Origin of the sequence: Streptomyces sp. 4N124 (assembly GCF_052245395.1) — a bacterium.
Lineage (GTDB): Bacteria > Actinomycetota > Actinomycetes > Streptomycetales > Streptomycetaceae > Streptomyces.
Genome location: NZ_JBQQBS010000001.1, coordinates 239,947 through 260,980 on the forward strand (window position 1 = coordinate 239,947; position 21,034 = coordinate 260,980).

Here is a 21,034-nt window from a genome sequence, read left to right on the forward strand (position 1 = left end):
CCTGGGCGACTGCTCAGTTCTCCTGAAGCACGGACAGGACGTTGCCCGCCGGATCCTTGAACCAGGCGATCGCCGTCGGGCCGCCCTCGGGGCCCCGGACGATGCCCTTGGCGTCGGACCCGAACTCCGGGTAGCGCTCCATGCTCACGCCGCGCTGCGTCAGCCCGTCGACGGCCGCCTCGATGTCGTCCACGGGGAAGTTCAGGATCGTGAAGCTCGCGGGTGTGTGGTTGTCCTTGGGGTAGACGAAGACACTGGCGCCGCTGCCCAGCTTGATCGTGAGCATCCTCATGTCGCCCTGCCCGCTCTCCTCCACCTGGAGGCCGAGCGTCTCGCCGTAGAACTGGCCGGCCTTGCCGAGGTCGTCGACCGAGAAGCCGCTGAACGCCTTCGACTGTCCGAACATGCCGTTGTCTCCTTCGCGTGGTCCGCCCCGGATTTCCGAGGCCACCCCAGCGGACCACCACCCGGACACGCGCCTCGCGCGCTCGCGTCCGGATGGTCGCCACGCGTCACCCTCGGGGAGTGCTCGGGTGTCAGGAGACGGTGAAGCGCTCGAAGTCCGCGATGCCCCGGGTGCCGGTCCAGCCGTTCGCGGCGGTCATGAAGACGCCCACGTCCTGGGCTTCCGCCATGCCGCCGGGCGTGGCGGTACCGATCGTGGTCCAGGCCGTGCCGTCGGTGCTCGCCTCGCCGGTGTAGGTGCCGCCGGAGCGGGTCAGCCGCAGGTGGACCGGGGCGGTGAACGGGCCGGCCTGCCGGATGGAGTCGAAGGTGCCGTTCGCGCCGGAGTCCCAGGACAGGACACAGCCGTTGGACGGCGTCACCGCGAGGTTGACGTAGCCCGCCGACCCGTCCGTGGAGAGGTCGTTGCGCACGATCAGTCCCGCGCGGGCCCAGCCGCCGGTGGGGTCCTGGGAGGTGACGGTGACCGTGGCGGTGGCGTCGGGACCGAAGGCGCCCGGACGGTGGATGGCGCCGAACTGGTTGGTGCCGCCCCACAGGTCCGCGCCCGCACCTTCGACGGCCAGGGTGGCGCCGGACTGCCCGAAGACGGCGTCGTTGAAGTTCGCGGTCCGGTACGGGTCCCCGACCCCGGTGGCCGCCATCAGCCGCACGAACGTGGTGGCCGAGGCGTCGCCGCCGTGTGAGGCGGTGGCCGGGACCCGGGTGACCAGGTCGGCGGGGGTGCCGCTGAGGCCGATCTCGAAGGACGCGGAGAAGGTCTCGCCCGGTGCCACCGAGGCGGTGGTCACGGGGCCGAGCGGGCGGGCCGTCATCCCCTCGGGCGTGTTCAGGGAGAGGGTCAGTGAGGTGGCGGGAGCGAAGCCGTTGCGGTTGGTGAAGGACACGGTCACCGTGACGGGGCTGCCCTCCGCGACCGCGCCCCCGGAGGCCGAAGCGGTCAGGGTGACCTGGTGCGGGTCGGTGGTCAGCGTGTCGCGTACCCGCCGGGCCAGTGTGTGGACGTCGCCTTTTGTTCGCGTCGGGTGGCTGTCGTGCCGGCGCGCCCAGCCGTCCTCCACGGCGAACCAGTCCACGGACTTCGGCGGGCGGCTCTCCTCGAGGGCGCGGGTCAGCTCGGCGAAGTACGTCTTCCAGCGCGTCAGGTACAGCCCTGCGACCAGCCCCGACCACTCCCGGTTGGCGTAGTCGTGCAACCCCTCCTCGCTGCTGGCCCGCCCGCCCCACGTGGTGAGGATCGACCTGGCGTCGTACTCCAGTTGGTCCTTCTCCGCCCGGGTCGATCCCCAGGAGCGGGCGTCAGCCAGCCACCTGCCGAGCAGATGCTGCTCGCTCGTGGCCAGCACCTCGTCCATGAGCCTCATCCAGTTCAGCCAGGTCCGGGTCAGGGTGGCGAAACGGGCGAGGTCCTTTGCCTCGTACGCCGCCTTGATCTGTGGCAGCAGGATCCGGCTCTTGTTCGACAGCACCTGCCGGGCGACATCGGCCAGGTCGTGGCGATAGGCCGAAGACTTCCGCAGTGCCGGGGCGACCAGCAGAAGTTCGGAGAGCGCGGTGTCGAAGGCGGTGGTGTCGTAGCGGTCGGTCGCCGGGCCCCAGGCGGCGGCCTTGTCGGCGCTCAGACTGGGCCGGGCGCCGAACAGGCCGTCGGGCGCCTCGCTCCAGGAGTCCGCGCGGGTCATGCCGTAGGCGGTCTCGCCGATCACCTGCCAGGCGGCGAGGGCGTGCGGGTCCGCCGCGCCGTACCGTGACGTGGCGTAGGAGGCGAACCACTCGCCGAGGTCGATGGTGCCGGGCGTCCACGCCAGCTCGGTGAGGAGCGCGAACGCGGCGTGGTTGTTGCCGGCGGCCTCGGGCATCGCGGCGATGCCGGCCAGCGAACTGCCTTCCTTGTCCCGCCACTTGGGGTACCACTCCACCCAGTCGGGCGCGTTGGCGCCGATCGGGGTGTGTCCGCCGAAGTTCCAGATGCTGCCGTAGGCGTACGGCGTGCCGCCCCAGTCGTTCTCCCGGTCGGTGACGGTGGTGTACCGGTCCGACAGCCCGTCGACGATGAGCATCTTCTCCTTGTCGACGGCGTCGAGGATCTCCGGGCGCGGGTTGGTCTGCCAGCCCAGGATCGCCCAGATCGCCCCGGGGTGGGCCTTCTGAAGCGCGGACTCGACCGCCCGCGCCGCATCGGGCACAGGGACGTCGCCGGGGTCGCCGCCCTCGTGCAGCAGGTCCATCTTGTACATCGTGCTGGCGCCGAAACGCTCCGACTGGGCCCGGTAGAAGGCGGCGGCGACCTCCTCGAAGGCCGTGGTGCGCGGATCGAGCCAGTCGGGGCGTTTGAAGGCGCCCCAGGTGCCCTGGGGGACGACCGCCGCGTCGCCGCCGTTCCTCGGCACGAAGTCGTCGGGCACGGTGCCGAAGTAGCCCGGCAGCACGGGAGTCATGCCGAGCTCCCGTACCCGGTCGGTGATCCTCCGGGCGAGGGCGGCGCGCTGCTCGATGAGCCGCCGGGACACCGGGCCGCCGAACTCCGACATGTTCTGCAGCAGCCACCACGGTTGGTGCGCCGGGGCCGGGATCCATGCCCGCAGTTCGGCGTCGGAGTACCCGAACTCGCGGAAGGTGTCGTAGTAGACCGCGTCGCCGCCCAGGTAGACGAGGACCTCGTTGATGCCGTGCAGCGCGAGGACGTCCAGCTCGCGCTCCCAGGCGTCCCAGTGCCGGTACGGGCCGGTGTAGCCCTCGTTCGTGTCGTTGAAGGCGAGCCGGTGCGGCACATTCGCCGACGCGGTGATCTCGGCGCCGGGCACGGGCAGCAGCCGGGGGAGGTTCAACTGCTCGCCGTTCCAGGAGATGTCGGCCTTCGCGGCTCGCGCCAGGTAGGTGTTGAAGCCGGTGAGCAGTACGGCCGGACTGGTGCCCTCCACCGTGATGTGCCCGTTCCGGCCGGTGACCCGGAACCGGTCCTGACCGTCGGCGGCCAGCGCGCGCAGCGTCACCTGCCGGTGATGGGCGGGCAGCAGCCGCCGTAGCGCAGCCTCGGCCCCAGCGGTGTCGAACACGGCGGGCGCTGCGTGCGCGCCCGCGGTCGGAGACAGCAGTACCGAGCCGCCCACCGCCACCACGCCGGTCAGCAGGCGTCTGCGGCTGACGGATTCACTGAAGTTCATGACGCACCTCGGGCACCTAGGGCCCTTACGGCCTTGGCGGCACCCTTCGCCTTCAGGTTGACGAAGGCCGGGGTCACGCCGAGTGGGGTGGGGTAGCCCGTAAGCGTCTTCGGGCCGCGGATCACGGTGCCGTGGTTGACGTCGTACCAAGTGCCGGACGGCAGATGGACGGTGCGGTGGCCGCCCGCGCTCAGCTGGGGCGCGGCGAGCACGGCGGGGCCGAGCATCCACTCGTCGGCGACGGTGTACGCGGCCTTGTCCCGAGGGAAGTCGAAGAACAGCGGCCGCATGATCGGGTCACCGGTCTTGAGGGTCTGCTGGACTTGGTCCCAGATGTACGGGGCGAGCTTCTCGTGCGTCTCGACGGCGTCCCGGTAGAGGTCGACGGTCTGCTGGTCGTAGTCGACCTTCTGCCCTGTGGTGACGTCGTTGGTGTCCACCGGGGAGGTGGAGGAGTACATCAGCGGCATCAGGGAGGCGGACTGCGCCCAGCGCACCAGCACGTTCTTCGTCGGGGCGGCCTGGCCGCCGGAGCCGCCGATCATGTCGGACTCGACGAAGGGGTAGCCGATGGTCGAGATCGCCAGGTTCTGCGAGGCGGACGCGGCCAGCGAGTCCCAGCCGGTGCCCTTGTCGACCTGGCGGGTGACGAAGCCCGCCTCGTGGGCGGTGGAGTCCCAGTGCACCCGGATGCCCGCGCCCTGGAGGTCGAACTCGTCGGCGAGCTGCGCGCCGAGCTTCTGGTAGTCGGTGGGACGGTGGCCGTCGCGCGGTGCGCACTTCTCGTCGAAGAAGCGGGTGTCGAACTTCAGACCGTCGATGCGGTAGTCGCTCATCAGGCCCTTGAGCTTGTCGACGTACCAGGCCTTCGCCTCGGGGTTCGCCAGGTCGATGATGCCGGCGGTGCCGTTCCACCAGGTGACCTCGCAGGGCTTGGTGGTGTCCTCGGCGTCCTTGAGCAGATAGCCCTTGTCGACCGCGACGTCGTAGTTCTCCGAGTCGAGGTTGATCCACAGGGTGACCCAGAGTCCGAAGTCGAACCCCATGTCGTGGATCTTGTCGGAGAGGCCCTTGGGGTCGGGGAAGGTGGCGGGGTCGAAGGTCAGATTGCCGTAGTTGGACTCCCACTTGTCGTCGAGCTGGATGGTGTGGCCGTCCAGTCCGTTCTCGTGCAGGTCCGTGGCGTAGTCGAGCAGTTTCCCCTGGTCGATCTTTGTGTAGAACTGCGCCCAGGAGTTCCACAGCGGCTTGGCGTACTGCTCGTACGTGGCGTCGCTCTTGGCGGGCTTGCCGACGATGCCGATGTAGTCGCGGTAGACGTCGAGCGGGGTGGACTCCACGAAGACGGTGGCTTCGTAGGTGTCCGCCGACTCGACGGTGAAGCGGCCGAGTCCGTCGTCGCCGCTGTTGATGGACACGTCCATGACGTCTCCGGTGTCGACGCGCAGCCCCGTCGAGTCGGCCGTGTACCAGAACGGGTCGATCATGTTGTACGAGGCCGGGCCGAAGGTGGCGTGCTCGACCTCCCCGCTGTCCAGCGGCCAGGGCTGGTTGACGCCGGGCCCTCCCTGCGAGGTCGCGGCCTCGCCGTGGCCGTACCAATGGCCGGCCGAGGCCAGGTCGTAGGCGAGGCCCAGTTGCTCCGCGTGGCCGCTCTCGACGTCCCAGCTCAGCTGGTAGCGGTCGGCCTCAGGGGTCAGACGCGCCTCTACGGTGGCCCCGGCGAGCGTGGTGTCGGCGGTGAGCGTCAGTACGCCGTCCCGCCAGCTCCAGTCGGTGACTTGGGTGGCGTGCTGCCACTCGTCGCCGGACCGGAACCTGAGGGCTCCAGTGTCGCCACCGGCGGTCGCGAGGACGGTCTCGCCGGCGCGCTCGGTGGTGAGGGTGAGCGTGCCGGCAGTGGTCACCTCGACCGAGTAGCCGGGGGAGGTGCGGGTGGCCGGCACGGACACGGTGACGGTGTCCGCGCCCTCGGTCACCGCGGGGCCCGGGGGAGCCGGCTCGGGCCCGGTCGTGGCCTGCGCGGGTTGGGCGAGGGTCAGGGTAAGGGCGGCGGTGAGCAGTACGCCGAGTCTGCGGGGGTGTGCACGCACTCGCGTCCTCCTGCTGGCAGGATCATGACATTGTGAGCAGAGGTGCAAGATGTTGGCTGTTTCCGCGCATCTTCTTGCAGGAGATTCCATGTGTCAACGCCGCGACCCACGATTCGGCCGAGGCGTCTTCGAGGGCTGGCCCGTTGTCGCCCCGCACCTCACCTGTGGGGGCGGCGGGCGTTCACCTGCTCCGTGAGCTTGCCCTTGCGCAGGTTGAGGACGCGGTCGGACTGCGTGGCCAGCTGCTGGGAGTGGGTGACGACGACCACGCATTTGCCCTGCTCGTGGGCGAGTTCGCGGAAGGTGTCGATGATGCCCTGGGCGGTGTCCTCGTCGAGGTTTCCGGTGGGTTCGTCGGCGAAAAGGATGTCGACGTCGCAGGCGAGGGCGCGGGCGATGGCGACACGCTGCTGCTGGCCGCCGGAGAGCTGCAGCACATTGCGGGTGGCCATCGGCTTGTCGAGGCCGATCTTCTCAAGGAGCTGCAGGGCGTGGGCCTTGCGGCTTCCGGTCGCGGGCTTGGCGCCGGTGATTTCCATGGCGGTGGTGACGTTCTGAAGGGCGGTCATGTAGGTGAGGAGGTTGTACTGCTGGAAGACCGTGGCGGCGTGCTTGTTGCGGTAGTTGCCGAGCCCGAGCTCGGTGAGGTCCTGCCCGTCGAAGCTGATCGCGCCCTTGGTGGGGGTGTCGAGCCCGCTGGCCAGGCTGAGCAGGGTGGTCTTGCCGCTGCCCGAGGGGCCCAGGATGGTGTAGAACGTGCCGCGTTCGAAGGCGTAGTCGATGCCCTTGAGGACCGTGGTCCTGCGGCGCTGGCCGGCGTAGGTGTGGCTGACGTCGGCGAGGCGCAGGACGGGCGGGGTGGTGGTGGCGCTGGTCATGGCGGGTCACTTGCCCTTCGTGAGGATGGTGCGGGGGCTGAGGCGCAGCACGGCGCCGGCCGGGATGGCGGTGGCCAGGAGGCCGATGCCGAGGCCTATGGCGCCTACGGTGACGAGATCCGCCGGGTCGAGCGCCACGGTGATCTTGTCGATGGGATCGGCGTTCTCGACCGGCTGGTCGTCCATGTCGATGCCCTCGCCGAGCCCGGTGCTGCCGGGGCCCGGGGGCTGCCACGAGTCGAGCTTCCGCTTGGCGGCGGAGGCTTCGTCGCCGAGCAGGGACTGGCCGGCGCTCTGGGTCAGGCTCGGGGCGAACAGGGAACTCACCCCGATGGCGATGACGGCCACCACGACGATCTCCAGGGCCTGTTGGGCGATGAGCTTGCTCTTCTTCTCGCCCATGGCCAACAGGACGCCGTACTCCTTGCGACGTTGCTTGACGGCGAGGTTGACCAGGAGGGCCAGGACGGCCGCGCCGGCGACGGCCATCAGCCACATGGCGACGGTGGCCGTGGAGCGGATGCTCTTGAGCGGGCCCGTCATCTGCTGGACGGCCTTGTCGTTGGCGTCCAGCTTGAAGCCATCGAGCGCCGAGCCGGCGATCCGCTTCGCCTCGTCCTTGAACGCGCCCTGCACATCGGCGTCCTGGAGGAGGAACGTCGCCTTGCCGACCTGCAGCGGCCCGTTCCCTTCGGGCGCGAGTGCGGAGAGGCCGCCCACCGTTCCGTACACCATGTTGGCCGGGCTGACGCCGTACTCGGCGTCGGGTTCGGTGCTGGGTCGCGGGTCGCGGTAGATGCCGCCAACGGTGAAGTCGGCCGTGGTCTTCTCGTCGTTGCCGGTCAGTGGGATCCTGTCGCCGACCTTGAGACCGTTCTTCCTGGCCAGCCGCTCCTCGATCAGCAGTTGCTTCTTGTCCTTGTCGGCGGCCGTGAGGTGCTCACCGGACAGGAGCTTGAACTTGCCGCTGCGGAAGTCGGGCAGCAGCGAGGAGTCGAGCAGGCCGATGCTCGCGGTGCCGCCCGGGCCCATGGGGTCGGCCGGGCCGCCCTCGACCAGCTTGTACTTGCCCTTGAGGATGGCGCGGTCCCACATCGAGTAGGTGTACTTCTGCACCTGGGGCAGAGCCCCGAGCTTGTCGATGGCCGCGGCGTCGATGCGCGGGGCCTGCAGGCCGCCGCCACCGGCACCTCCCAACTGGCCCATATCCATCTCGAGGTTGACCTCGGCGCCCACGGAGCGCTTGGCGTCCTGCTCGGCCCGGGCCGTCGCGTCGTTGATCAGGACACCGGCCAGCACCATCACGGAGATGACGAGGAAGGTGGCGAGGGTGATCAGGGTGCGGCCCTTGCGGGCCCACAGGCTGAACCCTGCGCGTTTGACGAAGTTCATGGGTATCTCGGCTCTCTCGGTGCGTGCAGGTGGGGAGGTGGGTGTGCGCTGTTGGCGGCTGGTCCATGCGGCGATGCCGGCTGGTCCATGCGGTGTCGGTGGCCGGCTACTCGGTGTCGGCGAGGATGGAGCGGGGGTGCAGACGGAGGATCCCGATGCCCGGGATGACCGTGGCGACCAGGGAGATCCCGAGCCCGATGCCGGCCACCTTGCCGACGGTGGAGGGTTCGACGCGCACCATGGGCGGAGCGATCTCGGCATCCGGCGCACCGGCCGACGCGACCGGCTTGCCGCTCTGGCCGCCGAGGAGCGCGTCACCCGCGGACTGTCCGGCGAGCGAGCCGGCCAGAGCGGCGATCGCGACGGCGGGCAGGGCCACGGCCGCCACTTCCACGGCGTGCTGGCCGATGAGCTTCCACTTCTTCTCGCCCATCGAGAGCAGCACCCCGAGCTCAGCGCGCCGCTCGCGGATCTGCAGTGTCACGATGAGGCCGAGGATCAGCGCTCCGGCCAGGGCGATCACCCAGACGATCAGTCCCGCGAACGTGCCGACCCGCTGGATGGGGCGGACCTGGTCCCGGTACGCCTTGTCGTTGACACGGAAGTCGAACCTGCCCTTGCCGAGGAGTCGCTCGGTCTCGGCGTGCAGCTGCTTGGCCTGGCCCGGCGAACCGATCTTGAACACCGCCTCGCTGACCGTCTCGCTGCCGGTTCCGACTTTCTGGGCCGTGCTCACCGGTACGTACAGCGCGTTGCCGGGCAGTTCGTGCGGAGGTATCCAGTTCGTCGGATCCTGCATCGGGTCCTGGAAGATGCCGAGGACCGTCAGCGGTACCGTGCGCTTGCCGTCCGACGACCGCACCTGCAGAGTGTCGCCGACCTTGAGGTGGTTCTCGTCGGCCAGGCGCTGCTCGATCATGGCGACGTCGCGGTCCGCGTCCTCGGGGGTGATGCCGCGGCCCGCCGTGATCTTCGTCGAGCCGTACGAAAAGGGCAGCAGCATGCCCGAGTCACGGACGCCGTTCACGGCCAGCGGGCCCTGTTCCTTCTCCTCGGATCCGGTGCCGCCCGGCCTCGGCGCATTCGACGCCAGTGGTGTGAAGCCGCGCGCCCCGGCCCGTACCCGAAGCTCCGGGTTGTAGCGGTGCACCAGGTCCGAGGCGCCGAGCCGGTCGGCGAGGGCCGGGGTGAGGCCCTTCTGCTTGACGGTGACGTCGACGCCGATGGCGCGCTGCGCGTCGGCCTCCTGGCGGGCGGCGGCGGCCTGCAGCAGGAAGCCGGCGAGGAGCAGGGTGCAGATGACGACGAAGATCGCCAGCAAGGCGGCGGTCCTGGATCTTCTGGCACCCAGGCTCATCCCGGCGCGCTTGACGAAGTTCATGCCCAGACAGAAGCAGCCTGCTGTTTGCAGCGGGATAAGGGTGTTACGGCGGCATAAGGCCGGTCCGGCCCGTACAGCGCCGACAGGCTTGGAGCACACCGCTCCGCGTCCTTATCCGGCTGAACCATGACCTTGGTTTCATGTGGACATGAGAGTCCTGGTAGCCGAGGATCACCGCGTTCTCGCCCGCACCATCGCCACTGGCCTTCGCCGGCTGGCGATGGCGGTCGACATCGCCGCCACCGGGGCGGAGGCCGAGCGGATGTGCCTGCTCACCGCCTACGACGTGTTGCTCCTCGACCGCGACCTCCCGGTCATGAGCGGTGACGAGGTGTGCAGGCGGCTGCGTGAACTCGCCGACCCGCCGCGGATTCTGATGCTGACCGCGGCCGGCGAGCTCACGGACAAGATCTACGGCCTCACGACGCTCGGCGCGGACGACTACCTCGCCAAGCCCTTCGACTTCGCCGAACTCGTCGCCCGCGTACGGGCGCTGAGCCGCCGCGCGCCGAAGCCGCCCCCCGCCGTGCTGCGCTTCGGGCGCATCACCCTGGATGAGACGCGGCGCGAGGTGTCCGTGGACGGCCGCCCGCTGGAGCTGACCGTGAAGGAGTTCGCGGTCCTGCGCCTGCTTCTGAGCGCCGGTGGAGCGCCGGTGCCGCACGACGAGCTCGTCCGCACCGTCTGGGACGAGCACCTCGACCCGCGTACCAGCGCGGTCCGCGCCGCGGTCAGTCGGCTGCGCGGCAAACTCGGCGACCCCGGCCTGATCGTCGCCGACAAGGGAGAGGGATACCGGCTGTGCGACTGAGTCCGCGGGCACTGCTGAGCAGGCTGCCCTTCCGCGCCCGCCTGGCCGCCGCGTTCTGCGGGCTCTTCCTGCTCGCCGGCATCGCCCTGCTGGCTTTCGTGGTGCTGCTCGCGCGCTACGGAACGGATCAGCAGGTCGAGGGGATGGCGGTCAGCTATGGCGATGCGCCGCACGGCGATGCGCCGAGTGGTCCTGCGACGCCCTTCGAGCCCGCGTACCCCACTCGCCCGGATCACGCACCCGCGGCCCTGAGCGACGTCGCCATGATCCAGAAGGTCGACCAGACCGTGCAGGCCGTCCAGGACACCGCGCTGCGCCAGATGGTGCTCTGGTCCGCCGTCGGACTCCTGATCACGGCGTTCCTTGCCGGACTGCTCGGCTGGTGGCTGGCCGGACGGGCCCTGCGTCCCGTCGCCTCCATGACCGAAGCCGCCCGCCGCATCAGCGAACAGAACCTGCACCAGCGCCTCGCGCTCACCGGCCCCGACGACGAACTCCACCGCCTCGCCGACACCTTCGACACCATGCTCGACCGGCTCGAGAAGTCCTTCGAGAGTCAACGCCGCTTCGTCGCCAACGCCTCCCACGAACTCAAGACTCCCCTCGCGGTCCAGCGCACCAGCCTCCAGGTCGGCCTCGCCGATCCCCTGCCCGACGGCCTCGTCGGCGTTCGCGAGGACCTGCTCACCGCCAACCGCGAGGCCGAACAGCTGATCAACGCCCTGCTTCTGCTGGCCCGCAGCGACCGCGGCCTGGAAGCGACGGAAAGTGTCGACCTCGCAGCCACCGCCCGGCTCGTGACCGCCGAACTCGCCCCGCAGGCAGCCGAGAACGGCGTACACGTCGACCTCGACGCCGACACCCCGCTGGCTGTCCCCGGTGACCCTGTCCTGCTGCGCCACCTGCTGACGAACCTGATGCGTAACGCCATCCAGTACAACCACCCCGGCGGCCACGTCCGCGGACGTCTCGATGCCCGCGCCGTGACGGTGACCAACACAGGCCCCCACGTGCCCGCCGAACGGATCCCCGAACTGTTCGAGCCCTTTCGGCGCCTCGACGGGGACCGCACCGCCGCTACCGGTCACGGCCTGGGACTGTCCATCGCCGCTTCCATCGCCGAGGCCCACCACGCCACGCTCACTGCGCACCCGGGCGCCGAGGGCGGGCTCGCCCTCACCTTGCGCTTCCCCTGAGCACCGCTTGAACGTGGGCGAGCGGGAGGTGATCGTCCAGCCACCGTTGATCGTGCGTCTACGACAACAGGTGGTCGAGGCAGAGGTTCAGCCCGGCCTCGAGGTGCTCTGCGGAGCCGGTGGAGAGCAGGACGGTGACGCCGCCTTGGACGGCGGCGATCACAGCTGCGGCGGTGCGGTCGGGGTCGAGCGTCGGGTTGGCTTCGCCGGCTGTTTGTGTGGCCTCGATGCCGGCGCGGACGCACTCTTGCCACCGTCGCACCAGCTGCGCCGTGACGGCCTGCGCGGCCGGGCTGTACCGGCCCACGTCGGCGATCAGCACCCCGAGCGGGCAGTGCAGCCCTTGGTCGCGGTACTGCTCGACGATGAGGTCGCGCCACGCCTCCCAGGCCGCGCGCGAGGTGAGTTCGCTCAGGTAGGGCTGCTGGTCGTCGAAGACACGCTCGGCTTCATGTTCGGCGACCGCGAGCAGAAGTTGTTCCCGGCCTTCGGGGAAGTAATAGAACATCTGCCCCTTGCCGGTGCCGCTGCGCCGGCCCACGTCGTCAAGCGTGGTGGCGTTCGTGCCGCGTTCCCGGATTTCGGCTGCGGCGGCTTCGACGATGCGCAGGCGGGTGGCGGCGCCTTTCCTCGTGGTCACCGCCCAAAGTGTACTTGCAGGTACATTTTCTGGTGCCTACCTTCGGCCGCATGAAAGCGATAGTTGTCAGTGAAGCAGGGGGACCGGAAGTGCTGCGGCTGCGTGAGCGGTCGGCACCTCGTCCGGGCCCGGGGGAAGTTCTGGTGGACGTGCGCGTGGCGGGTGTGAACTTCTTCGACACCGCCATCCGCAGACAGGCCCTGGCCGAGGTGCCGGGCGCGGAAGGCGTCGGCGTGGTGGCGGAGACGGGCGAGGGCGTGCACGGGTTCGCCCCGGGTGACCGTGTCGCGTGGTTGACGATCAACAGCCACGGCAGCTACGCCGAGCAGATCGTGGTCCCGGCGAGCGGTGTCGTCGCGGTGCCCGACGCCGTCGACGACGAGACGGCCGCAGCCGTGCTCTTGCAGGGCCTGACCGCGCAGCACTTCGCGACCGTGTCACACCCGGTGCGACCGGGGGACATCGCACTCGTGCACGCGGCCGCCGGCGGGGTCGGCGTGATGCTCACTCAGGTCATCAAGGCCCGCGGCGGCACCGTGATCGGTCTGGTGTCGCGACCGGAGAAGGCCAGGTATGCCACCGACGCGGGTGCCGATCACGTCCTGGTCTCCTCCGGTGACGCGTTCGTCGAGCCGGTGCGCGACCTGACCGACGGGGAGGGCGTGCACGTGGTGTTCGACGGTGCGGGCGCGACCACGTTCGCCGCATCGCTCCAGGTGCTTCGCACACACGGCACGATGGTGTTCTACGGGCCGCTGATCGGTGACGTGCCGACCATCGCGATGAACGACATCCCCCGCAGCACCCGCCTCACCTACGGCGTGACCGAGGACTACATCCGCACACCCGAGGAACTCAAGGCGCGCACGGCCGAGTTGTACGCGCTCGTCGAGAAGGGCGAGCTGATCGTCCGGATCGGCGGCCGCTACCCGCTGGCCGAGGCCGCGAAGGCCCACGCGGACATCGAGTCGCGCACGACCACCGGGAAACTCCTGCTGATCCCAGGCTGAACTGCCGGCGCACGCATGCGTATGGACGAGTATCACGGGAGCATGTGCCTCCCGGCCGACCGCTGGTTGACTCGTCAGTGGACGTTGAGAAGCCCGATCATGAAAGGCACATCGGTGACCGACGACGAGACACTCCGCATCGAAACTCTCTCTCCGGCCCACGCCGAAGACTTCGATCTCATGTCAGCGGTGACCGCGCTGATCAACGAGGTCTACGAAGTGGCCGAGGAAGGCTTGTGGGCCCCTGGCACAACGCGGACCAGCCGCCAGGAGGTCGCGTCGCTCACCCAAGCGGAGGAGATCACCGTGGCGCGGCTGCGCGAGGAGGTCGTCGGCTGCGTCCGGATCCAACAACTCGCCGCCAATGTCTGTGAGTTCGGCATGCTGGCTGCTGCGCCCAAGCGGCGTGGCACAGGAATCGGCCGAGAACTGGTGCGGTTCGCCGAACAGTACGGTCGGGAAGCCGGACTCGACGTCATGCAGCTGGAGTTGCTCGTTCCGCGCACCTGGTCGCACCCTGCCAAGGAGTTCCTGGCCGACTGGTACGGACGCATCGGCTACCGGGTGGTCCGCACAGGTTCGATCGAGGAGTCGTACCCGGAGCTGGCTCCCAGCCTGGCCACCCCTTGCGACTTCGTGATCTATCACAAGTATCTGTACGCCTAGATCTGCTCGACGGTGCCCGGTTCCGCACTGTCCGTTGCTTCACGAGTGTCTCGTCTTTCGTATCACCGAGCCCAGAACCGCAGGAGCTTGCGCCTGCCCGCCGTAGCCTAGGAAGGCCGGCACGGCAGGCGCTTGAACCACAGCGGCGTCCGCACAGAACATGTGCGCCGGAGAAGGTGTCGGAACAGCGAACACGAGGTGGATCGACCGGAGATGGACAGCACTGGATCGGAGACCGACGGATCGCGCGGGGCGTTCGTCATGGATTCCACGGTCCCAGGTGCCGCACCGCGAGGATTCGACGCCTTCCGTCGTGGATGGCAGACGCAGATCGGCGATGTCTTCATGGTGCCGACCTTCAACCCGGCCACGATCGCCGACTTCCGGCTCAAGGGACGCGTCGCCAGGGTGCACGACGCGGCGATCGGTAATCTCCACGGCGCGTCGGCCACCCGGACCACGGACACTCCAGGCGGCGTTGAGGATCTGGTGCGGATGTACGTGGTGCGGCGCGGTGCATGGACGTTGGGCCGCCCGCACGATCGCGGCGAGCACACCGTATCGGCCGGACAGTTCCTCCTCCGGCACTTCGAGCGCCAGTATCCCTTCGAGACGGCACCGCACACCACGGCCCAATTCCTTTTCCTGCCCTCCGCGATGCTCAGACCCCTGCTCGGCAACCGGATCATCACCGGGCCGGCGGACTCGGCCGAAGTGCGCCTGCTGACGGCCCACACGAACATGATCCACGCGACAACGACCGAGCTTGGCCCGGCCGGTGTGCACGCAGCCCACAGCGCCCTGATCGAACTGGCGAAGGCGGTGGCGGTGCGTCGCTTCGACGACGTGGAACCACAGCTGGCTCCCGCACTCTCCCGGGCCGCGAAGGACCTCGTCGACAGCCATCTCGCCGATCCCGAGTTGTCCCCGACGATGCTGGCGCGCGAGCTGAACGTCTCGGTACGCACCCTGCAGCGGGCATTCGCCACGGTGGGGGAGTCGGTGACCGCCTACATCCGCCACCGGCGGCTGGAAGAAGCCCGGCTCGCCCTCACCGCGTCATCCGGCCGGTGGAGCGTCTCGGAGCTGGCCGCCCACTGGCAGTTCGCCGACAGCAGCCACTTCATCCGCACCTTCAAGAAACACTACGGCCAAACGCCCACCGAGTACGCTCGCTCGGTCGTCCCCAAAGGACACGGACCATTGGTCTCTGGACCTACCCGCCCGACAATGCGACGGTGATCGGCACTGCACGGCTGCTGTGGCCCCTCAAGATGGTCCAGGGGCCACAGCCGTGCTGCCTGCTGCGTCAGTTGGCGGGCTTGTAGAAGGTGTAGGTGGCGGAGTAGGGGACGCTGACCTGGTCGGTACCGGTGCAGGCGGTGGTGGGGGCGACGCCGCCGCGGGTATTGAGGCGCTGGATGTAGGAGACGTCGGCGAAGGCCCCGGTGCCGCGGGTGGCGGTGGACTTCAGGAGGAGTTCGGGGATGGTGCCGGTCTTGGGGGAGGTGGCGACGGCGGCGGCGGTGACGGCGCTGCCGTCCACCGTGGACACCCAAACGGGGCCGCGAGAGTGGAGGGCAACCGGGCGCTGGGAGCGGTCGTTCTTGGCCGAGAGGGTGGCGGCGGGCTCCAGCAGCTTCCAGGCGCCGTCGGTGCACGTGTAGGTCTGGACGCCTTCGGCGGAGAAAACGCCGGAGAGGCGGTTGCCGTCGGGGACTTTCAGGGCGGCGGGAATCTCGACGCCGGTGCGGGCGGGCTGCGAGGGTGTGGCCTGGCCGACCGTCGCACTCAAGAGCGTGCCGGCGGTTACGGCGGCTAGAGCCGTGGTGGTGAGAATGAGACGCTTGGCGAGCTTCATCAGGTGTGTCTCCAGAACATTTTCTGACTGTGTTTCGCGGGTATGGACGCGTCTTCGTGGCTACCACGAGGATTTTGACGCGTCGTCACGTTCATTGCGTTTTTGGGCCTTTTCTCACGATGCCGTGTCAAGAACTGCATATCGACTCAACCAGTTATCGGGCCAGGATGCACATACTTCAGTGATGCCACTTGATATGCGTGCGTTCACAGTTGATGCGCTCCGGCACGCTTGTCAGTGGCCCGTGGCAGGATCCCGGGCATGACTTCGATCGACGAACGGCTCGTTCACGAGATGGCAAACGAGTACGGCGTCCCCGGCGCTGTCGCACAGGAGATGATGGGGCACTCCCGCCCGTGTCTCTATCTGGTGCTGCACGAGGAACTACCCCCCGCCCAGCGGGAGAACGCTCGGCCGGCCGCCCGCACGGGCGGGCTTCCCTCATTGCCGAACGGGGTGGGCTGGCCCGAGAGGAGAAAGCCTCTCGTGCTGACCATCGACTGCGCGGCCCTGCCCCGCAATGTTTTGGACATCGAACTGCCCGCCGGTGGACACTTGTTGTTCTTCACCGAGATCGAGTACCCGCCGGAGGGGTCCGCGGTATTCCATGTCCCCGCCGGAGTACAGACCACGGAGCGAGCCGCGGCGTATGAACTCGACGGTGAGGACTGGCAGGTGAAAGTCTATGAACCACGCACGCTGTATCCCGTGACCGGACTGACCCTCGACCCCGACTGGCGAGAAGCCCCGGAGACCAGCTCATTTGCGGACAGCGACGGACAGAAGGAAGTACTGGACCGTTTCGCGGACGCCGTCCTGGATAAGGCCTCCGGCGGAACCCGGCATCTGATCTGCGTTCAGATTGGCGGGTTCTCCGACCCTTGGGACATGGCACCGGACGAGGACGACCTCGTGCTCCTCGCACAAATAGCCGGGCAGGCGATTGACGACGATGTCCCCACTATGAACCTGATCGTGGGCACCCGGGAGGACATCGCCGCCCAACGGTATGCCAACCTCCAGTACGAGCAGCAGACCTGACTCAGGGGGCGGGCGCGTCAGCTTCGTCTTGGCGCAACTGGAGGGTGACTGCTGCCGTTCCGAATGCCGGCACATCGACCGAGATGACGCCATCCGGTTCCGGGTCGAGTTCGCTGGGAACCAGGCCGAGGTAGTTCGTGCGGAAAGCCTGGGTCAAGGGGAACGGGGTGCTCAGACGGCAGGTGACCGGGACATCGGCGATGGACTGCAGGCGGATCATGAGGCTTCCTTCGCTCGGGACGGTCAGGCCCACGAGACGTACGCGGGGATCCTCCACGGTCAGGAACTGCGTCTGCGCCGGTGGCTTCGGCTGAGCCTCGGCGCGGGCGCGGACCGCTACGAGCGGGTGGCTCGTGACGGCCGCGGTGCGCATGGCCAGTTGCTCGCCGAGCCCGCCGGAGGTGTGTGCGGCACTGGAAGTCCCCTCGGCGGCGGCGAAGCCGACGCTGTAGCGAAAGGCGTGATCAAAGGCCTGCTGAGCGGGGAAATTCGTGTCCCAGATGTTGTTGTGCACCCAGGAGAAAACGGTGGCCGGTTCCTCTTGCGGCAACGACTGCGGATAGGGCACGTAAGGCATCGCGATCCCGCCGAGCTGGACGAGGGGCGCGTCGGCTGTGGCCAGCGCGGCGTGGTGGCGGCCGTCGCTCAGACTGATCCAGCGCCGGACGGCTCGCATGTGGGTGGCGGACCCTGGCACGGTCGCAAGTCCGGTACCCGTGACGCCGCCTGTCGCTTCCATGCGTATGGCGGGATCTTCCAGGGCGAAGGGGAAGGCGAAGAACGCACTCTCCTTGGTCAGCGTCGCGGTTTTGTCGATGCGGTTCTCTATGTCGATGCGAGCCGCGTCGTGGGGGAGGCGCACCGTCACGCGGAGTCGGCGCGTGCCGGCCGGGGCGCATTCATAGACGAGCGTGTGGCCGGTGGCGTCGACGCGACGTTCGACGAGTGCTGCGGGTGGTGCCGTGTGGCGCGAGGCGAGCAGGTGCATCGAGTCGTCGGCGACGGTCTTGCTGGACTGGTGATTGAACGCCCCGGCAGTGGCGTACTCGTCGTACACGTAGCCGTTGAAGCCGATGACGGCGTCCTGCCGGACGAGTTCGCGCCCGGTGTGCTTGTCGAGGATGGAGCCGATGCAGGCCTGGCTCAGATCAACAGTGACGCGTAGGTGATGGTTCTCCAGGACGGTCGGATCCGCAGGCAGGTCGGTGCTGTCACCGTTTTCCGTGGAGGAAGTGGCACCGGGGAGGATGTCCAGGCGTACGGCTCCGCAGGCCGGCACGTCAGTGAGGGGCACATGCAGGAACCGGCCGGCTGCCCGGTGGCGGTCGTTGCTCTGGGCTTCCTCCGTAAAGGGCAAGGACGTGCCGGTGCGGGCATCGAGAACCTGCACTGCCTCGCTCAGGGCCACGGTGCTCTCGGGCAGGAACAGCCGTGCCGTCTCCGTACGGGGCCAGCTGCAGGTGTTCACGATGTAGTAGGAAGCCAGAGCGCCTGCGGGGGGTGCGAAGGCTTCGCCGAGCAGCGCGGCGGCGGAGTCCAGCAGGGTCTCCGCGTCGTCGTGGGCGCGCAGGGCCTGGGAGTACTTCCAGTGCCACTGCTTTTCGCCGGAGCCGTGTCCGTGATCGCCGTGGGTCCAGGGGTCGCCGGCGCCCCAGGTGTGTTCGTTGAACAGGGAGGCCGAACGGTAGACGGCCGGCGCGGTCTCGGTGATGACCGGGCTGCCGGGCACGCCCATCAACTGAGCGTAACCAGCCACGGTCTGCGCTTCGGTGAGGGCTGCCTGGCCGCGGCGCGTGGCTGCGAGCGGGACGGCCCCCGCACCGACCCCGTCGACCCACCAGTCGCTCCAGTCGCCCTGGTAGGTCTCCAGCCGGTCCCCGACACGTTTTTCGGCGTCCTCGAAGAAGTCCTGGTTCCGGGAGGCCCGCAGCTGCGGGAACGCCCACTGCTCGTTCCAACGGCGCACAGTGTCGGAGATGATCCGCCGGGGCGGGCCGTTGTCCGCGAACTTGCCCAGCACACGCAGGTGCAGCACGTCCCAGGGATACGGGTCGGATGTGACGCCGTGATCGAGAATGGGGAAGCCCGGGATCCCGCGGCCTTCGTGCGGGTAGGGGAACTCGGCCAGCGCGCTGAGGTAGGCGGGCAGGAGGTCGTCGACGTGGTCGTAGGACTCGTCGAAACCCAGAATCGAGCCCTCCATGTACGCCAGTCCGTGCGGTGTGTCCGTGCGCCAGACCAGGATGCTGTTGCCGCTGGGTGCCTGCCAGCGGAAGAGCCGTGGCAGGTGTTCCCCGCCGACGAGGTGCGGTACGGCGCGCCCGGCCCAGTTGTGCGCCACGGAGAGGTAGCGGATGCCGTTGCCCGCCAGGACGTCGGGCAGGCCGACCACTTGGCCGGGCACGTCGGTCTGCATGGCTGTGCGGATGTCGATGCCGTGCCGGTCGCGCAATTCCAGCACGGGGCGCATGAGTTCGTGCAGTTCGTCGGTGGAGCAGGTCTCCGTATGGAGGTTGAACGGCATCGCCGTGAGTTCGATGCGGCCTTCGCGCACCCGGTCGAGGAACCGGTCGACCTGGCGGCGAGGGCGGTTGGACTGCCAGTCCTGGAAGGAGTGGAAGCCCTCAACGGCCCACCGGAACCGGGCGGGTTCCGGCCAGTCGTCGGTGTCGTGGCACAGCTCGAGCAGCGAGTCGAGGTAGGCGCGGTGCTCGGCCATCACCCGCCCCTGGGGGTCGGTGTAGCCGATGTCGAGGTGGGAGTGCTGCACCAGGTGGAGCGTCCAGTGACGCTGCGGGCGCGCCTCGAAGTCGAACCGGGTGCCTTCTTCCAGGTCGGGCAGCTCGATCAACAAGGGTGTCGGTGCGTCCACTTCCGGCACCAGGATGCGGGTGTCGGAGCCGGGACCGGGGAGGATTTCGCAGGTGACCGCAGTGCCCCCGCTCGTGGTGACCCGGGCCCGGGTGATGCGCGGCAGAGCGTCGTGCGAGTCCGCGCCGCGGCGGCGCAGGCGCAGTCGGATGGACTGGAGCAGTCCACCCTTGCCGTCGCGACGCAGCAAGGGCTCGCCCGACAGCTGCACCTGCACGTCGCCGATGCCGGCGCTGGTGGTGACCACGCGGTCACGCAGGATGTCGCGCGCGATGTCGGAGTCCCACCAGGAGGGCCGGGTCAATGGTGCCTTGGGCATGGTGCGTTGGTGTCCTTTTTGGGTCGGTCAGCCGACTGCGGATGCTGGTCTCAGCGTCTGGTGCGGGCCAGAGTGGCGAAGATCTGGATCATGGCGGACTGTTCGAGGGTTTCGGCCGGAATCCTGGGGTCGTAGTCCCCGCCGCCCGACGGCTGGAAGTGGAACAGCCCGGTCGCGGCGTTCCGGTTGGTGGCGTACGTGCTGTCCGCGTAGGTGCTCATGGCCTGCCGGTAGGCGGGGTTGGGGCGTACGGCGTCCAGGGCGAGCAGGTCCTTGAAGTAGAAGGCGTTGAAGATGGCCGGCTGATCGTGCAGGCGGCTGCCCTGGGTCCAGTACGCCAGGGAGCCGCGGGCGTCCTCGACGGCCTTGTTCAGGTAGTCGGCGTTGCCGGTGCCGCGGTAGAGGGCGGTAGCCGTGCCGATCATGGAGCCTGAGTTGTAGGTCCACAGGGTCGGGTTCGTGCTGCCGTCGTCGCCGCGGTCGTTGGCGTACAGGCCCGGTTCCTTCCGCATGCACGAGTACACCCAGCCGTACCACTGCTCGGCCTTGTCGAGGTAGGCGCGCTTGCGGGTGTGCTCGTAGAGCCTGGCGGCGAGCTGGGCGGACAGGGCCGTGACATTGGTGGCGCGGACGTTGTTGTTGGGGGAGTCGAACCAGTCCATGCCGCCGGGGCAGGGCTTGGCGGGGTCGCCGTCCCAGGCGCGGGCGACGATGGGCACGACCTGCTCGGCCCGGTTCAGGAACTTGGGGTCGCCGGTGCTCTCGTACTGGTCGAGTTGGCTCAGCGCGACCACGGCGTTGTCGTCGTAGTACACGTCACCGCCCGTTCCCAGCGGGGCCGGCAGGTAGGACTGGTAGCCCGGTCGGGCGCCGGGCGCGAAGTAGAGCTCAACGGTGTCGAAGCGCTCGGCCGCGTCCGGGCGGTAGGCCGGGCCGGTGCCCGGGAGGCGCTGCATGTCCACGGTTGCTGCGGCAGCCTCGCGCAGCGGCCACAGGTAGGAGTGCTCCCGGTCCGTGGGCTGCCGGGGCGTGCGTTCCAGGTACAGGCCGTGGTTGTCGGCGCCCTCGTACAGGTGGGTCTGCAGGGCGTCGTAGGCGTTGGTGGCACGGTCGGCCCACACGGCGGAGGACACGGGGCGAGGGCGTGTGGGAGGAGTGGGCTGGGCGTGCGCGGGGACGGCACTCCACAGCAGGCCTGCGCAGGCGGCGGTCACGGTGGCACGGCGGAGCAGCGATCTCAGCATGG

The 21,034-nt window shown here is 68.9% G+C and carries 16 protein-coding genes; 6 read left to right on the plus strand and 10 right to left on the minus strand.

Translation table 11 applies throughout. From position 1 onward, the window contains the following. Positions 1-13: 13 nt before the first annotated feature. The 6 genes from ACTWQO_RS01105 to ACTWQO_RS01130 form a co-directional block, all read right to left on the minus strand. Complete coding sequence (locus ACTWQO_RS01105; RefSeq protein ID WP_443235262.1) at positions 14-406, minus strand: VOC family protein; 393 nt, start codon at positions 404-406, stop codon at positions 14-16. Between the two features lie 130 nt (positions 407-536). Further along, positions 537-3,629 carry an alpha-N-acetylglucosaminidase gene (locus tag ACTWQO_RS01110; RefSeq protein ID WP_443235263.1) on the minus strand — a complete coding sequence of 1,031 codons (3,093 nt, stop codon included), beginning with the start codon at positions 3,627-3,629 and terminating at the stop codon, positions 537-539. Beyond that, positions 3,626-5,722 carry a TIM-barrel domain-containing protein gene (locus ACTWQO_RS01115; RefSeq protein ID WP_443235264.1) on the minus strand — a complete coding sequence of 699 codons (2,097 nt, stop codon included), beginning with the start codon at positions 5,720-5,722 and terminating at the stop codon, positions 3,626-3,628. Before ACTWQO_RS01115 ends, ACTWQO_RS01110 begins: the two co-directional genes overlap by 4 nt. 158 nt (positions 5,723-5,880) lie before the next feature. Continuing rightward, on the minus strand, positions 5,881-6,600 hold the full coding sequence (locus ACTWQO_RS01120) for an ABC transporter ATP-binding protein (RefSeq protein ID WP_443235265.1): 720 nt from the start codon (positions 6,598-6,600) through the stop codon (positions 5,881-5,883). Between the two features lie 6 nt (positions 6,601-6,606). Beyond that, positions 6,607-7,992, minus strand: a complete 1,386-nt coding sequence (locus ACTWQO_RS01125; protein ID WP_443235266.1) for an ABC transporter permease — start codon at positions 7,990-7,992, stop codon at positions 6,607-6,609. Positions 7,993-8,098: 106 nt separating this feature from the next. Further along, positions 8,099-9,373 (minus strand): ABC transporter permease, encoded by a 1,275-nt coding sequence (locus ACTWQO_RS01130; protein WP_443235267.1) that lies wholly within the window; start codon positions 9,371-9,373, stop codon positions 8,099-8,101. A 148-nt stretch (positions 9,374-9,521) separates the two neighbouring features. Here ACTWQO_RS01130 and ACTWQO_RS01135 point away from each other — a divergent pair, with 148 nt between their 5' ends. Both ACTWQO_RS01135 and ACTWQO_RS01140 read left to right on the plus strand, forming a co-directional pair. Beyond that, complete coding sequence (locus tag ACTWQO_RS01135) at positions 9,522-10,184, plus strand: response regulator transcription factor (protein ID WP_443235268.1); 663 nt, start codon at positions 9,522-9,524, stop codon at positions 10,182-10,184. Beyond that, positions 10,175-11,380 carry a sensor histidine kinase gene (locus ACTWQO_RS01140; protein ID WP_443235269.1) on the plus strand — a complete coding sequence of 402 codons (1,206 nt, stop codon included), beginning with the start codon at positions 10,175-10,177 and terminating at the stop codon, positions 11,378-11,380. The genes ACTWQO_RS01135 and ACTWQO_RS01140 overlap by 10 nt, the downstream gene beginning before the upstream one ends. A 58-nt stretch (positions 11,381-11,438) precedes the next feature. Here the strand turns inward: ACTWQO_RS01140 and ACTWQO_RS01145 are convergent, their stop codons facing one another. Then, the gene (locus ACTWQO_RS01145; protein WP_443235270.1) at positions 11,439-12,020 is read right to left on the minus strand and encodes a TetR/AcrR family transcriptional regulator; all 582 of its coding nucleotides are present in this window, start codon (positions 12,018-12,020) and stop codon (positions 11,439-11,441) included. Between the two features lie 50 nt (positions 12,021-12,070). Here ACTWQO_RS01145 and ACTWQO_RS01150 point away from each other — a divergent pair, with 50 nt between their 5' ends. From ACTWQO_RS01150 to ACTWQO_RS01160, 3 genes are all read left to right on the plus strand, one after another. Continuing rightward, the gene (locus ACTWQO_RS01150; RefSeq protein WP_443235271.1) at positions 12,071-13,030 is read left to right on the plus strand and encodes a quinone oxidoreductase family protein; all 960 of its coding nucleotides are present in this window, start codon (positions 12,071-12,073) and stop codon (positions 13,028-13,030) included. A gap of 114 nt (positions 13,031-13,144) precedes the next feature. After that, positions 13,145-13,696 carry a GNAT family N-acetyltransferase gene (locus ACTWQO_RS01155; protein ID WP_443235272.1) on the plus strand — a complete coding sequence of 184 codons (552 nt, stop codon included), beginning with the start codon at positions 13,145-13,147 and terminating at the stop codon, positions 13,694-13,696. Positions 13,697-13,909: 213 nt separating this feature from the next. Further along, the gene (locus tag ACTWQO_RS01160; RefSeq protein ID WP_443235273.1) at positions 13,910-14,938 is read left to right on the plus strand and encodes a helix-turn-helix domain-containing protein; all 1,029 of its coding nucleotides are present in this window, start codon (positions 13,910-13,912) and stop codon (positions 14,936-14,938) included. A gap of 67 nt (positions 14,939-15,005) precedes the next feature. On the opposite strand, the gene ACTWQO_RS01165 is transcribed toward ACTWQO_RS01160, so the two are convergent. Further along, entirely contained in the window at positions 15,006-15,557 is a 552-nt protein-coding gene (locus tag ACTWQO_RS01165) for a DUF3455 domain-containing protein (RefSeq protein WP_443235274.1), read from the minus strand. A gap of 261 nt (positions 15,558-15,818) precedes the next feature. On the opposite strand from ACTWQO_RS01165, the gene ACTWQO_RS01170 reads away from it, so the two are divergent. Then, complete coding sequence (locus ACTWQO_RS01170) at positions 15,819-16,598, plus strand: DUF1963 domain-containing protein (RefSeq protein WP_443235275.1); 780 nt, start codon at positions 15,819-15,821, stop codon at positions 16,596-16,598. Between the two features lies 1 nt (position 16,599). Here ACTWQO_RS01170 and ACTWQO_RS01175 read toward each other — a convergent pair whose 3' ends face one another. Beyond that, a complete protein-coding gene (locus tag ACTWQO_RS01175) occupies positions 16,600-19,788 on the minus strand; it encodes a glycoside hydrolase family 38 N-terminal domain-containing protein (RefSeq protein ID WP_443235276.1) in 3,189 nt (1,062 codons plus the stop codon). Positions 19,789-19,838: 50 nt separating this feature from the next. After that, a complete protein-coding gene (locus tag ACTWQO_RS01180) occupies positions 19,839-21,032 on the minus strand; it encodes a glycoside hydrolase family 76 protein (protein ID WP_443235277.1) in 1,194 nt (397 codons plus the stop codon). Between the last annotated feature and the right edge of the window lie 2 nt (positions 21,033-21,034).

Bases quoted from the DNA above. Each gene is read 5' to 3' on its own strand.
- ACTWQO_RS01105 (WP_443235262.1), bottom strand. From the start codon at position 406: ATGTTCGGACAGTCGAAGGCGTTCAGCGGCTTCTCGGTCGACGACCTC.
- ACTWQO_RS01110 (WP_443235263.1), bottom strand. From the start codon at position 3,629: ATGAACTTCAGTGAATCCGTCAGCCGCAGACGCCTGCTGACCGGCGTG.
- ACTWQO_RS01120 (WP_443235265.1), bottom strand. From the start codon at position 6,600: ATGACCAGCGCCACCACCACCCCGCCCGTCCTGCGCCTCGCCGACGTC.
- ACTWQO_RS01125 (WP_443235266.1), bottom strand. From the start codon at position 7,992: ATGAACTTCGTCAAACGCGCAGGGTTCAGCCTGTGGGCCCGCAAGGGC.
- ACTWQO_RS01130 (WP_443235267.1), bottom strand. From the start codon at position 9,373: ATGAACTTCGTCAAGCGCGCCGGGATGAGCCTGGGTGCCAGAAGATCC.
- ACTWQO_RS01135 (WP_443235268.1), top strand. From the start codon at position 9,522: ATGAGAGTCCTGGTAGCCGAGGATCACCGCGTTCTCGCCCGCACCATC.
- ACTWQO_RS01150 (WP_443235271.1), top strand. From the start codon at position 12,071: ATGAAAGCGATAGTTGTCAGTGAAGCAGGGGGACCGGAAGTGCTGCGG.
- ACTWQO_RS01160 (WP_443235273.1), top strand. From the start codon at position 13,910: ATGGACAGCACTGGATCGGAGACCGACGGATCGCGCGGGGCGTTCGTC.
- ACTWQO_RS01165 (WP_443235274.1), bottom strand. From the start codon at position 15,557: ATGAAGCTCGCCAAGCGTCTCATTCTCACCACCACGGCTCTAGCCGCC.
- ACTWQO_RS01170 (WP_443235275.1), top strand. From the start codon at position 15,819: ATGACTTCGATCGACGAACGGCTCGTTCACGAGATGGCAAACGAGTAC.
- ACTWQO_RS01175 (WP_443235276.1), bottom strand. From the start codon at position 19,788: ATGCCCAAGGCACCATTGACCCGGCCCTCCTGGTGGGACTCCGACATC.
- ACTWQO_RS01180 (WP_443235277.1), bottom strand. From the start codon at position 21,032: ATGCTGAGATCGCTGCTCCGCCGTGCCACCGTGACCGCCGCCTGCGCA.